This window comes from Nonomuraea sp. NPDC051298, from assembly GCF_055586305.1.
The window spans coordinates 33,789-48,821 of record NZ_JBVJIM010000012.1; the positions used below are offsets into that span (position 1 = coordinate 33,789).

14 protein-coding genes are annotated in these 15,033 nt (G+C 71.6%); 5 read left to right on the plus strand and 9 right to left on the minus strand.

The genetic code is table 11. The features are described 5' to 3' along the window. The first annotated feature begins 24 nt into the window (after positions 1-24). Together ACZ6S0_RS30235 and ACZ6S0_RS30240 are read left to right on the plus strand one after the other, a co-directional pair. Positions 25-1,095, plus strand: coding sequence for a Dyp-type peroxidase (locus ACZ6S0_RS30235; RefSeq protein ID WP_465922956.1), 1,071 nt, complete (start codon positions 25-27; stop codon positions 1,093-1,095). Then, on the plus strand, positions 1,095-1,928 hold the full coding sequence (locus tag ACZ6S0_RS30240; protein ID WP_465922706.1) for a family 1 encapsulin nanocompartment shell protein: 834 nt from the start codon (positions 1,095-1,097) through the stop codon (positions 1,926-1,928). The genes ACZ6S0_RS30235 and ACZ6S0_RS30240 overlap by 1 nt, the downstream gene beginning before the upstream one ends. Before the next feature lie 60 nt (positions 1,929-1,988). On the opposite strand, the gene ACZ6S0_RS30245 is transcribed toward ACZ6S0_RS30240, so the two are convergent. Together ACZ6S0_RS30245 and ACZ6S0_RS30250 are read right to left on the minus strand one after the other, a co-directional pair. Beyond that, complete coding sequence (locus ACZ6S0_RS30245; protein ID WP_465922707.1) at positions 1,989-2,651, minus strand: response regulator; 663 nt, start codon at positions 2,649-2,651, stop codon at positions 1,989-1,991. Next, a complete protein-coding gene (locus tag ACZ6S0_RS30250) occupies positions 2,648-3,772 on the minus strand; it encodes a sensor histidine kinase (protein WP_465922708.1) in 1,125 nt (374 codons plus the stop codon). The genes ACZ6S0_RS30245 and ACZ6S0_RS30250 overlap by 4 nt, the downstream gene beginning before the upstream one ends. Before the next feature lie 138 nt (positions 3,773-3,910). Here ACZ6S0_RS30250 and ACZ6S0_RS30255 point away from each other — a divergent pair, with 138 nt between their 5' ends. Next, a complete protein-coding gene (locus ACZ6S0_RS30255; RefSeq protein WP_465922709.1) occupies positions 3,911-4,411 on the plus strand; it encodes a GNAT family N-acetyltransferase in 501 nt (166 codons plus the stop codon). Here ACZ6S0_RS30255 and ACZ6S0_RS30260 read toward each other — a convergent pair. The 5 genes from ACZ6S0_RS30260 to ACZ6S0_RS30280 are packed head-to-tail and all read right to left on the minus strand — an operon-like array spanning position 4,377 to position 9,511. Next, positions 4,377-5,882, minus strand: a complete 1,506-nt coding sequence (locus ACZ6S0_RS30260; RefSeq protein WP_465922710.1) for an acyl-CoA synthetase — start codon at positions 5,880-5,882, stop codon at positions 4,377-4,379. The genes ACZ6S0_RS30255 and ACZ6S0_RS30260 overlap by 35 nt on opposite strands. Before the next feature lie 16 nt (positions 5,883-5,898). Continuing rightward, positions 5,899-7,209 (minus strand): MFS transporter, encoded by a 1,311-nt coding sequence (locus tag ACZ6S0_RS30265; protein WP_465922711.1) that lies wholly within the window; start codon positions 7,207-7,209, stop codon positions 5,899-5,901. 42 nt (positions 7,210-7,251) lie between these two features. Next, positions 7,252-7,710: a MaoC family dehydratase gene (locus tag ACZ6S0_RS30270; RefSeq protein ID WP_465922712.1), complete on the minus strand. Its 459-nt coding sequence runs from the start codon at positions 7,708-7,710 to the stop codon at positions 7,252-7,254. Continuing rightward, positions 7,707-8,603 (minus strand): amidohydrolase family protein, encoded by an 897-nt coding sequence (locus tag ACZ6S0_RS30275; RefSeq protein WP_465922713.1) that lies wholly within the window; start codon positions 8,601-8,603, stop codon positions 7,707-7,709. The genes ACZ6S0_RS30270 and ACZ6S0_RS30275 overlap by 4 nt, the downstream gene beginning before the upstream one ends. Then, the gene (locus ACZ6S0_RS30280) at positions 8,600-9,511 is read right to left on the minus strand and encodes an SDR family oxidoreductase (RefSeq protein WP_465922714.1); all 912 of its coding nucleotides are present in this window, start codon (positions 9,509-9,511) and stop codon (positions 8,600-8,602) included. Before ACZ6S0_RS30280 ends, ACZ6S0_RS30275 begins: the two co-directional genes overlap by 4 nt. A 175-nt stretch (positions 9,512-9,686) precedes the next feature. Here ACZ6S0_RS30280 and ACZ6S0_RS30285 point away from each other — a divergent pair, with 175 nt between their 5' ends. After that, complete coding sequence (locus ACZ6S0_RS30285; protein WP_465922715.1) at positions 9,687-10,532, plus strand: PaaX family transcriptional regulator; 846 nt, start codon at positions 9,687-9,689, stop codon at positions 10,530-10,532. Positions 10,533-10,750: 218 nt separating this feature from the next. Here ACZ6S0_RS30285 and ACZ6S0_RS30290 read toward each other — a convergent pair whose 3' ends face one another. After that, positions 10,751-12,865: a three-helix bundle dimerization domain-containing protein gene (locus ACZ6S0_RS30290; RefSeq protein WP_465922716.1), complete on the minus strand. Its 2,115-nt coding sequence runs from the start codon at positions 12,863-12,865 to the stop codon at positions 10,751-10,753. A gap of 377 nt (positions 12,866-13,242) precedes the next feature. Here ACZ6S0_RS30290 and ACZ6S0_RS30295 point away from each other — a divergent pair, with 377 nt between their 5' ends. After that, positions 13,243-13,512, plus strand: a complete 270-nt coding sequence (locus ACZ6S0_RS30295) for a GlsB/YeaQ/YmgE family stress response membrane protein (protein ID WP_465922717.1) — start codon at positions 13,243-13,245, stop codon at positions 13,510-13,512. A 466-nt stretch (positions 13,513-13,978) separates the two neighbouring features. Here ACZ6S0_RS30295 and ACZ6S0_RS30300 read toward each other — a convergent pair whose 3' ends face one another. Continuing rightward, a complete protein-coding gene (locus ACZ6S0_RS30300) occupies positions 13,979-14,857 on the minus strand; it encodes a hypothetical protein (RefSeq protein ID WP_465922718.1) in 879 nt (292 codons plus the stop codon). Positions 14,858-15,033 lie beyond the last annotated feature (176 nt).

The following is a 15,033-nucleotide window of genomic DNA, read 5'->3' on the forward strand; positions in this document are numbered from 1 at the left end:
GGCAGGCCAGGAGGGGGACGCGTGATGGGGCGGGAGACGGTTCCGCAGGAGGTGCTCAGCCCGCTGACCAGGGCGGCGCTCTTCCTCGTGGCGACGATCGACCAGGGCGGCGAGCCCCGTGTACGGGAGCTGCTGTCCGAACTGTCCGGCCTGCAGCGGGCGGTCGGGTTCCGGTCACCGGGAGGCCGGTTGAGCTGCGTCACCGGGATCGGCTCGCACGCCTGGGACCGGCTGTTCGCCGGACCGCGCCCGGCCGAGCTGCACCCGTTCCGCGAGCTGGCGGGCCCCGTCCACCGCGCCGTGGCCACCCCGGGCGACCTGCTGTTCCACATCCGGGCCCAGCGGCCGGACCTGTGCTTCGCGCTGGGTGCGGAGATCATGGACCGGGTGCGCGACGTGGTCACCGTCCGCGACGAGGTGTCCGGGTTCAAGTATTTCGACGTCCGGGACCTGCTGGGGTTCGTGGACGGGACCGAGAACCCGGTCGGCACGGTCGCCGCGGACAACGTTCTGATCGGCGCGGAGGACCCGGCGTTCATCGGGGGGAGCTACGTGATCGTGCAGAAGTACCTGCACGACCTGGACGCGTGGAACGCCCAGCCGACCGAGGCGCAGGAGCTGGTGATCGGCCGCAGGAAGCTGTCGGACGTCGAGCTGGACGACGCCGTCAAACCGGCCGACTCCCACGTCGCGTTGACCACGATCGTCGACCCCGACGGCACAGAACGCAAGATCCTGCGGGACAACATGCCGTTCGGCTCGGTGGCGCGCGGCGAGTTCGGCACCTACTTCATCGGCTACGCCCGCACCCCGTCCGTCACCGAGCGCATGCTGGAACACATGTTCCTGGGCGATCCCCCGGCCAGGCACGACCGCATCCTGGACTTCTCCACCCCCGTGACCGGCACCCTGTTCTTCGTCCCCACCACCGACTTCCTCGACGACCCGCCCGATCCGCCCACCGCCTCCGCCGCCCCCGCGACCAGGACGGGGGACGACGCCCGCACCGGAACGGGCGGGCCGTCCCCGACGTCCTTGGGGATCGGCGACCTCAAAGGACGCACCGAAGCAAGCCTCAGAGAAAGCAGCGCGTGATGAACAACCTGCATCGCGAACTGGCGCCGATCTCCGCGGCCGCGTGGACCGACCTGGAGAACGAGGCGCGACGCACCTTCCGCCGCCACGTGGCCGGCCGCCGCATCGTCGACGTCGCCGACCCGCGGGGCGAGGAGCTGTCGGGGATCGGCACCGGGCGCCTGGACGCCCTCGAAGCCCCGGCGGAGGGCGTCATCGCCCAGAGCCGCCGCGGCCAGCCGATCATCGAGCTGCGCGTGCCCTTCACCGTGGACCGCGAGGAGGTCGACAGCGTCGAACGCGGCGCCAAGGACGCCGACTGGCAGCCGGTCAAGGACGCCGCCCGGCGGCTCGCGTTCGCCGAGGACCGCGCGATCTTCGACGGGTACGCCCAGGCGGGCATCACCGGCATCCGCGCGGGCTCGTCGAACCCGGCGATCGCCCTGCCCGCGCAGGTGCGCGACTATCCCGGCGCCGTCGACCGGGCGGTGAGCGCGTTGCGGCTGGCCGGGGTCGACGGGCCGTACACGCTGGCGCTCGGCGCTGACGCCTACACCGCCGTCAGCGGCACCTCCGACCAGGGCTATCCGGTCCTCGACCAGATCACCCGGCTCGTGGACGGCGACATCATCTGGGCGCCCGCCCTCGACGGGGCCGTCCTGCTGTCCACCCGCGGCGGCGACTTCGAGCTGCACCTCGGGCAGGACGTCTCGATCGGCTACCTCGATCACGACGCCACGAGCGTCCGGCTCTACTTCCAGGAGACCCTGACCTTCCTCCTCTACACCAGCGAGGCCGCGGTGACGCTGCCCGCGCCGCCCACCCCTGCGGCCGGCCCCGGCGGCGCGGCCTGACAGTCCGGACTGACGGCCCGGGCGTTCGGGTCGGGGGTCCGGCCGTCCGGGGAGGCGAGGTCAGGGGCCGTGCGGGGTCACCAGGCCGGATTCGTAGGCGAGGACCACGAGCTGGGCGCGGTCGCGGGCGTGCAGCTTGGTCATGGCCCGGTTGATGTGGGTCTTCGCGGTCAGCGGGCTGATCAGCATGCGGTCGGCGATCTCGTCGTTGGACAGCCCCCGCGCGACCAGGGCCACGGCCTCGCGTTCGCGGTTGGTCAGCTCTTTCAGGCGGTGGCCGGTGCCGGGGTTGGGCGGCCGGGTGACGTACCTGTCGATGAGCAGGCGGGTGATCGACGGGGCGAGCAGCGCGTCGCCCCGCGCGGCGACCCGTACGGCGTGCAGGAAGTCTTCCGGCACGATGTCCTTGACGAGGAACCCGGCCGCGCCGGCGCGCAGCGCGTTGAAGACGTACTCGTCCAGGCCGTAGTTGGTCAGGATGACGACGTGCACCCCGGCCAGCGTCGGGTCGGCGGCGATGCGCCGGGTCGCCTCGATGCCGTCGGCGACCGGCATCTGGATGTCGACGAGGGCGATGTCGGGCAGGTGCCGCCTGGCCAGAGTCACGCACTCCACCCCGTCGCCGGCCTCGGCCACCACCTCGATGTCGTCCTCGAGGTCGAGCAGGGCGCGGAACCCGCTGCGGATGAGCGGCTGGTCGTCTGCCAGCAGCACCCGGATCACGACGCCCGGTCCACGGGAAGCTCGGCCTGGACGGTGAAGCCTCCTTCTGTGCGCGGTTCGGCCCGCAGGCGGCCGCCGAGGGCGGTGACCCGTTCGCGCATGCCGAGCAGCCCGACGCCGTACACGGGGGCCTTGCCCGGCGTGGCCCTGCCGTCGTCGTCGACGCGGATCGTGAGGGCGTCAGGACGGCAGTCGATCCGGACCGACGCCGTCGCGGCGGCGGCGTGCCGGGCGACGTTGGTGAGCGACTCCTGGACGATCCGGTAGACGGTCCGGCTCACCGCCGCCGGCAGGTCGGGGTGTTGGCCGTCGATCGTCAGCGTCGCGTCCAGGCCGATGGTGCGCGCCTTCTCGACCAGCTCGGGGACGTGGTCGAGGCCGCGGGGCGGGGTCGTGTCGTCGTCGCGCAGCGCCTGCAGGGTGGCGCGCAGCTCCCTGGTCGCCTCGCGTCCGGCCTCCTGGATCGCCAGCAGGGACTCCGACACCTGTTCGCCGCGCCTGCGGGCCACGTGGACGGCGACCTCGGCCTGCACCTTGATGATCGAGATCTGGTGGGTGAGCGAGTCGTGCAGCTCCCGCGCGATGTGCAGCCGTTCCTCGTCGGCGCGGCGCCGCGCGGTCTCCTCCCGGGTGCGCTCGGCCTCCTCGGCGCGCCGCTCGGCCTGCCGCAGCGCCTCGCCCGCGGCTGCCGCCGCGACCAGCCAGGCCAGCTCCAGGACGCCCCTGGCCTGCGCGAACGCCTCAGCCGTGGCATGCCCGGAGGCCAGCGCGGCGAGGGGGAGGGCGGCCAGCATGGCCAGGCTCGCCGCCGCGGTGACCGCACGGTGCCCGGCCCGTACGGCGGCGTACACGGCGAACAGGTACGCCACGGCGGGCACGTCGAACCCGGCCGCGTGGTAACCCACCGCGCACAACCCGCTGACGACCAGCACGGGAACCGGGGCCCTGCGCCGCGCGGCCAGCGCCAGGCCGCCCGCCACCAGCAGGGCGTGGCCGAGCAGGTCGGGGGAGGTGGCGGGGTGCCGCCCGGACAGCCCGGTGATCAGCAGCGCCGCCGCCACGCAGACGGCGATCGCCCAGTCGAAGAGACCGGCCTGGACACCGGACCGCCCTGTGCTCACACGGGCACCTTAACCGGAGGTCCGCGCGAGCGACTCCTGCGTTCGGACGATCGCCGGACTACCACGGCGGCGGTACTTCCAGCCGCCCGCCCCGGGTCCGCCACGGCCGGGCGCTCCGGGGCCGATAACATCGCGATTGTGGCGGATTGGGAGTTTCGATCGGCTTCGGCGGCGGACGTCGAGGCGGTCGCCGAGTTGCGGGCCGTGGTCATGAAGCCGGATCTCACGCGGCTCGGACGGTACGACGAGCAGCGCGTACGGCAGCGGCTGCGCGACGGGTTCACCCCGTCCCACACCTGGATCATCGAGGTCGAGCGCGCCTTCGCCGGTTGCGTGGCGCTGCGGCCCACCCAGGACGCCTACTGGCTGGAGCACTTCTACCTCGCACCCGGCCTGCAGGGCAGGGGCATCGGCTCCGCCGTGCTGGCCACGCTGCTGGAACGGTGCGACCAGGAGGCGGCCCTGGTCCGGCTGAACGTGTTGCGGGGCAGTTCGGCCCACCGGCTGTACGAGCGGCACGGGTTCACGGTCGAGACCGAGGACGAGGTGGACGTCTTCATGGTGCGCACCCCCGTCGCCGCCCGGGGTCAGCCGACCCGGGCGATCACGCCGGCGGAAGGGGCAGGTCGCGGAGCCTGAGCTTCTGGATCTTCCCGGAGCCGGTCTTCGGCAGGTCCGCCACGAAGGTGACGTACCGGGGGATCTTGTACTTGGCCAGCCGGGCCCGCAGGAAGTCGCGGACCTCCTCCGCCGCGACCGCGTGCCCGGGGCGGGCCACCACGAACGCGCGGCCGCTCTCTCCCCACCTCTCGTCCGCCACGCCGACCACCGCCGCCTCCGCCACCGCGGGGTGCTCGAAGAGCGCCGCCTCCACCTCCGCCGGATAGACGTTCTCGCCGCCGGAGATGTACATGTCCTTGACCCGGTCGAGGATGTACAGGTGCCCCTCCGCGTCGCGGTAGGCGATGTCGCCGGAGCGGAACCAGCCCCCTCCGGCGAAGGCCGACGCGGTGGCTCCGGCGTCGTCCCAGTAGCCGGGGGTGACGTTCGGGCCCTGGATGAGGACCTCGCCGGGCTCGCCGGGCGCCGCGTCGCTCTGGTCGGCCCGGACGACCCGTACGTCGGCGAAGAAGACGGGCACGCCGACCGATCCGATCTTGCGCGTGCTCTGGTCCGCCTCCAGGAACGTCGCTCCCGGCGCGGTCTCGGTCAGCCCGTATCCCTGGCAGAACACCAGCCCGCGCTCCTGGTAGGTGCGGATCAGGGCGGGCGGGATCGCGGCCCCTCCGGACATCAGCGAGCGGAGCGAGGACAGGTCCGCATCGGCCCAGCGCGGCGAGCCGGCGAACGCGGCGAACATCGTGGGCACCCCGAACATCCACGTGACGTCGAACTCCTCGACCAGGTCGTAGCACGTGTCCACGTCCCACGACGGCATGATCACCGAGCGGCCGCCCTTGGCGAAGGTCGGCAGCAACGTCTGGTTCAGCGCCCCGACGTGGAACAGCGCGGCGCTGATCAGCGTCGTCTCGTCGGCGGCCACGTCCACCCCGATGAGGACGTTGCAGGTGTTCCAGATCAGGTTGGCGTGGGTGAGGGTGGCGCCCTTGGGCCGCCCGGTGGTGCCCGAGGTGTAGAGGATGAGCGCGAGGTCGTCCTGCCCCACCGGCACGTCGATAGGCGTGGGGTCCCCCTGCGCGAGCCAGTCTTCGTAGGCTTCGAGCGGGACGATCTCCTCCAGGTCCGGCGTGCCGGTCAGCTTCCCCACGACGCCGGCGCACTGCGGCGCGTGGATGAGCGCCTTCGCGCCGCAGTGACCCAGAATGTAGTCGATCTCCGGTGCCGCCAGCCTGAAGTTCAGCGGGACGAAGATCCCGCCGAGCACGTGCGTCGCGAACATGGTCTCGGCGAGGGCGACGTGGTTCGGGCCGAGGTAGGCGACCCGGTCCCCGGCCCGTACGCCGCTGTCCCGCAGCCGCGCGGCCAGCCTCGTCACCCGCTCATGGATCTGGGCGTAGGTCAGGCGGCGGCCCTCGAAGACGAAGGCGGTGCGGTCCGGCGTCATCATGGCCCGCCGCGCCGGCCAGCCGCCAACCCCTGAGTTCTGCATGAGCGTGCCTCTCCCGTCAGGACGTGATGGTCTTGGCGACCCGGCCGGCGTCCGGCTCCGCGGTCAGATCGCCGCGGCTGGTCTCCTTCAGCGCCAGTGTGCACGCCACGGACAGCAGGCAGGTGGCGGCGATGACCACGGCGATCACGAGGGTTCCGCCGCCGGTGGAGGACTGGATCTGGGCGAACACCAGGGGGGCGAGCCCGGCGCCGAGCCCGGCCATCTGGTATCCGAGCGACGCGCCGGTGTAGCGGGTGCGGGTGCTGAACAACTCGGTGTAGAGCGCGGCCAGCGGGCCGTACATCATCGGGTGCACGACGCCCTGGCCGAGGACGAGCGTGACGGTCAGCAGGACGGCGCTCCCGGTGTCCACCAGCGGGAACAGGGCGAACGCGAGCGCCGCCATGATGAGCGCCCCGGTCACGACGACCGGTCGCCGCCCGATCCGGTCGGACAGGGCCGACCAGCCGAGGATGCCGAGCACGGCCACCGCCGAGGAGAGCGTCAGCCCGTTCAGCACGGTCTGCCGCTCGAAGCCGGCCCCCACGCCGTACGCGACGAGGAACGTGATGAGCGTGCCCTGCGCCACGAACGCGCCCAGCCCCACGCCGATCCCGAGCGACAGCGTCCTGGGCTGCTCGCGCAGCACGTCCAGCAGCGGGGCCCGGGAGGGCCTCTCCTTGACGGCGGCGCTGAACACCGGAGTCTCCTCGACCCGCGTCCTGACGAACAGCCCGACCGCGAGCAGGAGGAGGCTGATGAGGAACGGCACCCGCCACCCCCACGCCAGGAAGGCGTCGTCGCCGAGAACGGCCGCGGTGCCGCTCAGCGCGCCGGTGGACAGCACCATGCCGAACGGCGCGCCGGCGTTGGTGAAGCTCGCCCACAGACCGCGGCGGGTGGTGGCGTGCTCGGCGGACATGAGCACCGCGCCGCCCCACTCGCCGCCGACCGCGATCCCCTGCACGAGCCTCAGCACGACGAGCGCGACCGGCGCGAGCACCCCCGCCTGCGCGTACGTGGGCAGCAGCCCGATGAGGAAGCTGGCCACGCCCATCAGCACCATCGTGAGCACCAGCATGCGCTTGCGGCCCAGCCGGTCGCCGAAGTGCCCGAACACGACGCCGCCGATGGGCCTGGCCAGGTAGCCGGTGGCGAACGTGCCCAGGCTGGCCACCGTGGCGACCAGCGGGTCGAGGTTGGAGAAGAAGACCTTGTCGAACACGACGGCGGAAGCCGTGGCGTACAGGAGGAAGTCGTAGTACTCGATGACGCTGCCGAGGAAGCTCGAAGCCACCGCGCGGCGCAACTGGACGGGGTTCGGCACGAGGGGGGATCTCCTCACATCTGGGCAAGGGGCGGGGAGGGGTCAGGCGTAGTGCCGGTACACCGCGCGGGCGACGCACGCGGGCTTGGCCGCCCCGTCGATCTCCACGGTGAAGTCGAGCGACATCTGGACGCCGTCGCCGGGGACGTCCTCGACCTCGGCGACGGCGGCGGCGAGGCGGATCTTGCCGCCGACCCTGAGCGGGGCGGGGAAGCGAACCTTGTCCAGGCCGTAGTTGATGCTCATCCGCACGCCCCGGATGTCGAGCAGTTCGGTGAACAGCGGGATGAGCAGAGACAGGGTCAGGTAGCCGTGCGCGATGGTGCCGCCGAACGGGCCGTGCTTCGCCCGCTCCGGGTCCACGTGGATCCACTGGTGGTCGTCGGCGGCGTCGGCGAAGAGGTTCACCCGGTCCTGGGTGATCTCCAGCCAGCCGCTGTGGCCGAGGTCCCGCCCGGCCAGCGCCTTGAGTTCGGTGAGCCCGTTCGCGACGGTGGTCATGGCCGTGTCTCCTTGAGGGCGAGCGTCTCCTCGGGGGCGAGGCCCAGCAGGCGCGCGGCGTTGTCTTTGAGGATCTTGGGACGGACCTCCGGCTTGATGTCGAGCTGGGCGAAGTCCGCCAGCCACCGATCGGGGGTGATCATCGGGTAGTCGGAGCCGAACAGCACCTTGTCCTTCAGCAGCGTGTTGGCGTAGCGGACGAGCTGCGGCGGGAAGTACTTCGGCGACCAGCCGGACAGGTCGATGTGGACCGACGGCTTGTGCGTGGCGACCGCGAGCGCCTCCTCCTGCCAGGGAAACGACGGGTGCGCCAGGACGATCTTCAGGTGCGGGAAGTCGACGGCGACGTCGTCGACCAGCATGGGGTTGGAGTACTTCAGCCGGATGCCCGCCCCGCCGGGCAGGCCCGCGCCGATGCCGGTCTGGCCCGTGTGGAACAACGCGACCGCGCCGAGTTCCTCGATCACCTCGTACAGGGGGTAGGCCATCCGGTCGTCCGGGGCGCAGCCCTGGATGCTGGGGTGGAACTTGAACCCGCGCACGCCGTAACCGGTGACCAGGCGGCGCGCCTCGCGGGCGCCCGCCCGGCCCTTCCACGGGTCGACGCTGGCGAACGGGATGAGCACGTCGGAGTGCTCGGCGCAGCTCTCGGCGATCTCCTCGTTGGAGATGCGGGGGTGGCCGGTGGCGTGCTCGGCGTCCACGGTGAACACCACGGCCGCCATCCGCCGCTCCCGGTAGTAGGCGGCCAGTTGGGGGATGGCCGGCCGCTCGTGCGCGCCGAAGTAACCCGCCGACGCCTCGGACAGCGCCGGGCTGAGCGAGCTGTGCCCGTCCTTGGAGACCTCGGCGTGGGTGTGGACGTCGATCGCGACCAGTTCGTCGAGGTTCATGACGCGGGCGCCTTCGGGGCGGGGATGCCGTACGTCTCCGGCTCGGCGCCGACGCCGCTCTCCCAGGAGGCGGCGATGGCCTCGGCCGACCAGCCGCCGTCGGCGTGCGCGACGGCCTTCTCCTGAGGGTGCGACCAGAGCGCCAGCCGGTCGCCGCCGATGCCGACGGCCTGCCCGGTGACGCCGGCGGAGGCGTCCGAGGCCCGGTAGACGATGAGCCCGGCCACGTCCTCGGCCGTGCCGAAACCCTCGTCCCTGCGCAGCCAGCCCGGCAGCGGGCCGCCGGTGCGTCCGGCCTCCTCCAGGATCGGGGCGAAGGCCGGGATCGTCCTGGTCATCTCGGTGGCCGCGACCGGGACGACCGCGTTGACGGTGATGCCGGACCGGCCCAGCTCCATGGCCCAGGTGCGGGCCATGGCCACGATGCCGGCCTTGGCCGCGGCGTAGCTGGTCTGGCCGAAGTTGCCGCGCTGGCCGGCGGGAGAGGAGATCAGGATCAGCCGGCCGCCCCTGCCCTGCTCGCGCATGCGCGCCACGGCCGCGCGGGCGCAGGTGAACGTGCCGCGCAGGTGCACCTCGACGACCGCGTCGAAGTCCTCGTCCGACATCTTCCACAGGACTCGGTCCCGCAGGATGCCGACGTTGGTCACCATGACGTCGAGCCGGCCGAACTCCTCCACCGCGGTGTCCACCAGCCGCTGCGCGACCTCGGTTCCGCCCACCGCACCGGCCGCCGCGACGGCCTTGCCGCCCGCGGCGACGATGTCCCCGGCCACCCGTGCCGCAGCCCGCGCGTCCACGTCGTTGACGACCACCGCCGCCCGGGCGGCGGAGAGCGCCTCCGCGTACGCCCGCCCGAGGCCGCGACCGGCCCCAGTGACCACGGCCACCTTGCCCGACAAGTACATCTATTTCACCCCAAACGGCGCAGGAGTCCACCGGAGCGATGTGGGCATTCCTGCGACTTGGCTCGGCTCCCTGCCCGGCATCGGCCACCCCGGCTCGACGCGCTCTACATTGGGCAAATTTTCGACCCCCGTCAAGAGTTTGCCCGTCATCGGCGCTCCGTCTACGCTCATGCCTGTGACGCACGAGGACGAACCGGACCCGCCACCTCAGTTGCCTTCGGCACGCCCGCAGTCGCTGATGTTCAGCTTTCTCGGCATCTACGTGCTGGGGCGCGACACCGCGGTCTACTCGGGCAGTGTGATCGACGTCTTCGCCCGTCTCGGCGTATCGGAGGAGGCGGTGCGCTCGACGCTCACCCGCATGGCCAAGCGCAACCTGCTGACCAGGCACCGCCGGGGGAAAAAGGTCTATTTCGGGCTGACCCCGCACGCCACGGAGGTGCTCGACGACGGGCGCAGGCACATCTGGGAGACCGGCGCGGTCAACCGCGACTGGGACGGCACCTGGACGCTGGTCGGCTTCTCCCTGCCGGGCAGCGAGCGCAGCACCCGCCACGACCTCCGCTCCCGGCTCATCTGGGTCGGGTTCGGGCTGTTGCAGAGCGGGCTGTGGATCGCTCCCGGCACGAAGGACGTGGAGTCGATGCTGACCCCGCTCGGCCTCGGCGACAACGTCACCGTGCTGCAGGCGCGGGCGTTCAAGCCGACGGAGTCGGCCGATCTGGTCCACAAGGCGTTCGACACCGACCAGATCGCCGAACGCTACCGGGCCTTCCTCGACCGCTGGGACACGCCGCACCCCCTGCCGTCCGCCACCGACGACCTGGCCAGGCAGTTGTTCCTGCACACCGACTGGCTGCAACTCGTCCGCCAGGACCCGCGCCTGCCCGCCGAGCACCTGTCCGCCGACTGGCCGGCGATCCGCGCGGAGACGCTGTTCCACACCCTGGCCCGCCGCTACGACCCCAGCGCCGCGAAGCTCGCCGAGTCCGTCCTCGACGAGGTTTCCCTGCGCCCGTAGCGACCGCGCGAAGGCTCGTAGTTCGCCAGGAAGGTCGGGTCCGGCCGGCCGGACGCGCTCGACCTCGGTGACCGGCGCCGCACCTGGCCGCCGGAAATCGGACCGGGGGCCACCGTCGCATCTCCCCGGTCTGGGCCGGAGATGCGACGGTGGTCCCCCGGTCCAGGCCGGGCACAGTCACTCATGAGAGGTCGCGGCAGACCGTGCCCGCCGGTCATCTACCCGTACGACTTGGCGACGCCGTCCAGCAGGTTCTCGAGGGTGTCGTAGGAGGGGATGTCGACCACGTCGATGAGGTCGGTCGCGACCTTCACGTCGTTGTCGGCGGCGACCTTGGCGAACTCAGCGGTGTCGTTCGAGCGGAACCCGTGCTCGGCCGCGAGCCGCTGCAGTTGCGGATCGGTGCTGAGCAACTGCCCGACGCGGTCGCCGGACGCGTTCAGCGGCACCAGCGTGTGCTTGGACAGCACGGTCGGCGACGGGTACATCAGCACCATCCCCGGCTTGATCTGCCCCTTCGCGGCGGCTTCGACGAACTGCGCCTCGTAGATCCAGACCATCGGCGACGGGCCCATGCCCACCGTGAGGTACTCGTTGAACGGGCCCTCCGAGGTGTTGTCCGTGTAACCCTGGCCGGTGAAGAGCGGGGTCACCAGGGGTAGCACGCTCTTCTCCTGGGCGGCGCCGTGCACGACCTTGCCGCCGTTCGCGACGTAGCTGATGATCGCCAGGTACATGGCCGCCGAGTTCGACGTGCGGGGGTCGGTCGTGGAGATCAGGATGTTCTTGTCGACGGGGTAGGCCGTGTTGCCGGAGAGCTGGTCCCACTTCGTGCCCTCGGTGACCATCTCCAGATGGCGGCTGACGTTGAGGGTCGGGAGCGGGCTCTGCTTCACGACGTTCGCCTTGGTGAGCAGGTCCGCGATCGGCTGGAACGTCGCGATCGCCATCGGCGAGGAGAACGGCGTGTACTTCGCGCTGACCTTGCGCTTGCGCTGGATGTACTCGCCCGCCGGAGCACTCGACGGGAACGCGAAGTCGTAGGCGTCGAGGTCCACCGAGGTGGCGATCTGCCGTGAGCCGGCCGATTCCACCTCCACCTTCACGCCCTTGTCGGCGAGGGCCTGCACCACCTTCGGGTCCTCGAAGAACGCCATCTTCTCCGAGCCGACCACGCCGCGTACAACCGCGAGCGGGGGCGCGGCCGGAGGCGGGGCGGGCGGGGCCTCCTCCTGCCCGAGGTTCACCACGACCACGGCGGCGACGACGGCGACCACCACAGCCGCCCCGATCGGCAACAGCACCTTACGGCGAGGCACCCGCGCCGCCGCCACGGCCAACCCTGCGGCAGGCTGCGCCACCGGCTGAGCGGCCGGCTGAGCGGCCGGTTGAGCGGCCGACGAGGAGGTCGGTTGAGCCGATGCCGGGGTGGCCGGTTGCGCCACCGGCTGGGCAGCGGGCTGGGTCGCCTGATGGGCCACCGGCTGGGGCGCAGGTTGGGCCGTCGCCTGGTCGGACGGTTGCGTCGCCTCTTGCGCGACCGACTGGGCGGCCGGAGCGGCCTCAGGCCGGGCCTCGGCGGACCGCTCGGACGGCACGTCCGCAGGTGCCTCGGCGGACCGCTCGGACGCCACGTCCGCAGGCGCCTCGGCGGAGGCCGCGACTTCGGCCAGCGCTGCGGCTTCGGCCGACGCAGCGGCCTCGATCGGCGCCGCGGCCTCGATCGGCGCAGCGGCCTCGGCGAGCGCGGGGCTCACCACAGGCGCGGGGCTTTCCACGAGCGCTGGGCTCACCGCCGGTAGCGAGCTTTCGGCCTGTGCGGGGGCCTCGGCCGGTGCGGGACTCACGGTTGCCGCGTCGGCCTGGGTGGGTACAGCGGCCTGAGTGGAGACACCCACAGCGGGCTCGCCCATCCCGGCAGCGGCCTGAGTGGGGACACCCGCAGCGGCGGGCTCGCCTGTCCCGGCAGCGGCAATGCCCCCGGCAAGCGCGGCGGCCTCGGCGGAGGCGCTCGCAGTGGCGGGCGCGCTCGTCGCGGCAGCGGCGACGGCCCCGGCAGGCGCAGCGGCCTGGGCGGGGGTGACGGCCTGGGCTAGGGTAACGATCTCGGTGGCCGAGGTGGCCGGGGCCGGGGGTGCCGTCAGCTCGCGGCGGGCCATGCGTTCGGCCAGGACAGGGACGAAGTCCCGGACGGGAAGGCCGTCGAAGCGGCGGTGGGCCGCCTGCATCACACTCTCGACGTACTCGGCGGAGTGTGTGTCTGCGAAGACCTGAACCAGGTGATCGGTGGTCCGCCGGATCGCCTGTTCTTCGCGGAGGGTATCGACACTCACCAATATCTCCCCGACGTCGCAATTGTCGTATTTCTCAGCAGGCCACTATGCCTGCCCGAGCGCCGGGACCTAACCATATAGGGGTTTTCGGGCACGTTGATAACCGTGTCAGGTTTTATTGCAAATCCGCAGGCAATGACACCGCGATCCAGCACTTGTAAATCGTACGTTCATTTACTGATTCTTTTCGTTCAGCAAATGACGCGGATATTTTATCCTCGTTCACCATCGGACGCCTTTTCGAAGCGCGCCGCCGCCCCGACCCTACAGCCGCCATGCCCGACGCCGCAGGGCCTGTCGGCGAAAGGGCTGGAACCCTCGCCGCGCCGGGTTCGTTGTGCAGGACAGGCAGAACACCGAGTTGCGGGGAGTTCAGGGTGGCTATCACCGGCATCATTTCCGGCCTCATCATCGGCATCGTGATCGGTGCGCTCGGGCGGCTGGTCATCCCGGGGCGCCAGCGCATTCCCATCTGGCTGACGATCGTCATCGGCGTGGTCGCGGCGCTGATCGGCACCGCGATCGCCACCGTCCTGGGGGTCGCCGACACGAGCGGGCCCGACTGGATCGAACTCGGCCTCCAGGTCGTCCTGGCGGCGGTGGGCGTCTCGCTGTCGGTCGGCATGTACGGCAAGCGGCGCGGATAACGGCGCGAACCTCGGCGGTCCCCCCTCGGACCGACCCGTCCCCCGCCCGGGCGGGTTACGCGGTCGCGCGCAAGCAGGGGACCGCCGACGCCGTACGGCTCACCTCAGGTCGCACAGTGCCAGCTCATCTCCGGTCGCGCAGCGCCTGCAGACCGTCGGGCGTGACGCACGGGCGAAAGCCCGACTCCAGGAGGCAGCCCCTGGACCAGCGCCAGCTCACCTCCGGTCAAACAGCGCCAGCAGACCGTCGGGCGGAGCGCACGGGCGAAAGCCCGACTCCAGGAGGCGGCCCCCGGACTGCAGGAAGCCGAGGAAGTTCGCCGTCAGGGAGGCGGGCGCGGGCGTGGCCTTGGGGTGGACGTACTCGACGGCCCAGGAGGGATAGCCCGACTCGACGGCAGTGGCGGCGTCGAAGGCGCGTCCGTCCAGGTGGGCGGGGTGACGCTGCCCGCGCGGCGCGTTTCGATCAGCGAGTGCGCGTCCGCGTGGCCGATGGCGCCCTCGATGGTGCCGACCTCCCGGATGACCTCGGCGTTGTCGCGGCTCGCAGCGGATGACGTTCGCGCGGCGGATGCGGTCGTCGGTCCGGCACTCGCTGGAGGACGTGACGTTCTCGCCGGTGCCAAGCACCCGCTCCTCGTACACGTGACGTTCTCGCCGGTGCCGAGCACCCGCTCCTCGTACAACTGCCTGGTTCCCGAGCGGTGTCGCGGCTGACGATCCTGATCGGCAGGGAGTCGCCGCCCTGGACCTGCCGCCAGTCGGTCAGCTCGCCGCGGTTGATCCTGCGCAGGTCTTCGATCCTCGCCTCGCCGCACAGCTCCATGTACGCGTCGGCGATCGACCTGACCGTCTCCATGGACACGCCCGAACCCTCGACCCGCAGCGTCCCCGCCGAGCAGGCGACGGCGCGGTCCCGGGGCTGGGCGATTTGGCTGAGCACCAGCAGGGCGCTGAGCACGACGACGAGCGCGCCGCTCACCCGGGACAGCGTGACCCGGCGCGTCCGGCCCTCGCCCTTGATGGTGCCGGTGTCCTTGAGCTTGCCGGCGTGCTCGACCACCTTGGCGATCCCGGCCTCGTCCGCGTCCGCCTCGCGCAGGACGACGACGATCACGGCGCGCTCGCGCCGCCTGAGCGCGAGCGCCTCCATCCGGACGCCGTGCCAGGTCGGCTCGGCGGCGTCCTGCTGGGCCTGGCCGCCGAGCGGCCAGCGCGCCATCCGCTCCCCCAGCCGCCCGCGTACGGTCTGCAGGCTGCCGGGCGAGGGCTTGCCTGCGGTGGTGAAGAAGCGCAGCCGGGTGCGCAGGGGGTGCCCCAGGCCGACCTTGGGGTTGTACGGCACGCGGAAGCTGATCCGCTTGCGCCGTGCGAGCAGCCGGTCGACGTACGGCGTGACCAGCGGGAGAACGATACCGAAAAGGACCGGGCCGACTCCCCCGAGAAAATCGACCAGCTCCCCCAGAAGTCACACAGCCACCCTTCAATTCTCCCCATATCCTGATATATCCGCCGAAACGG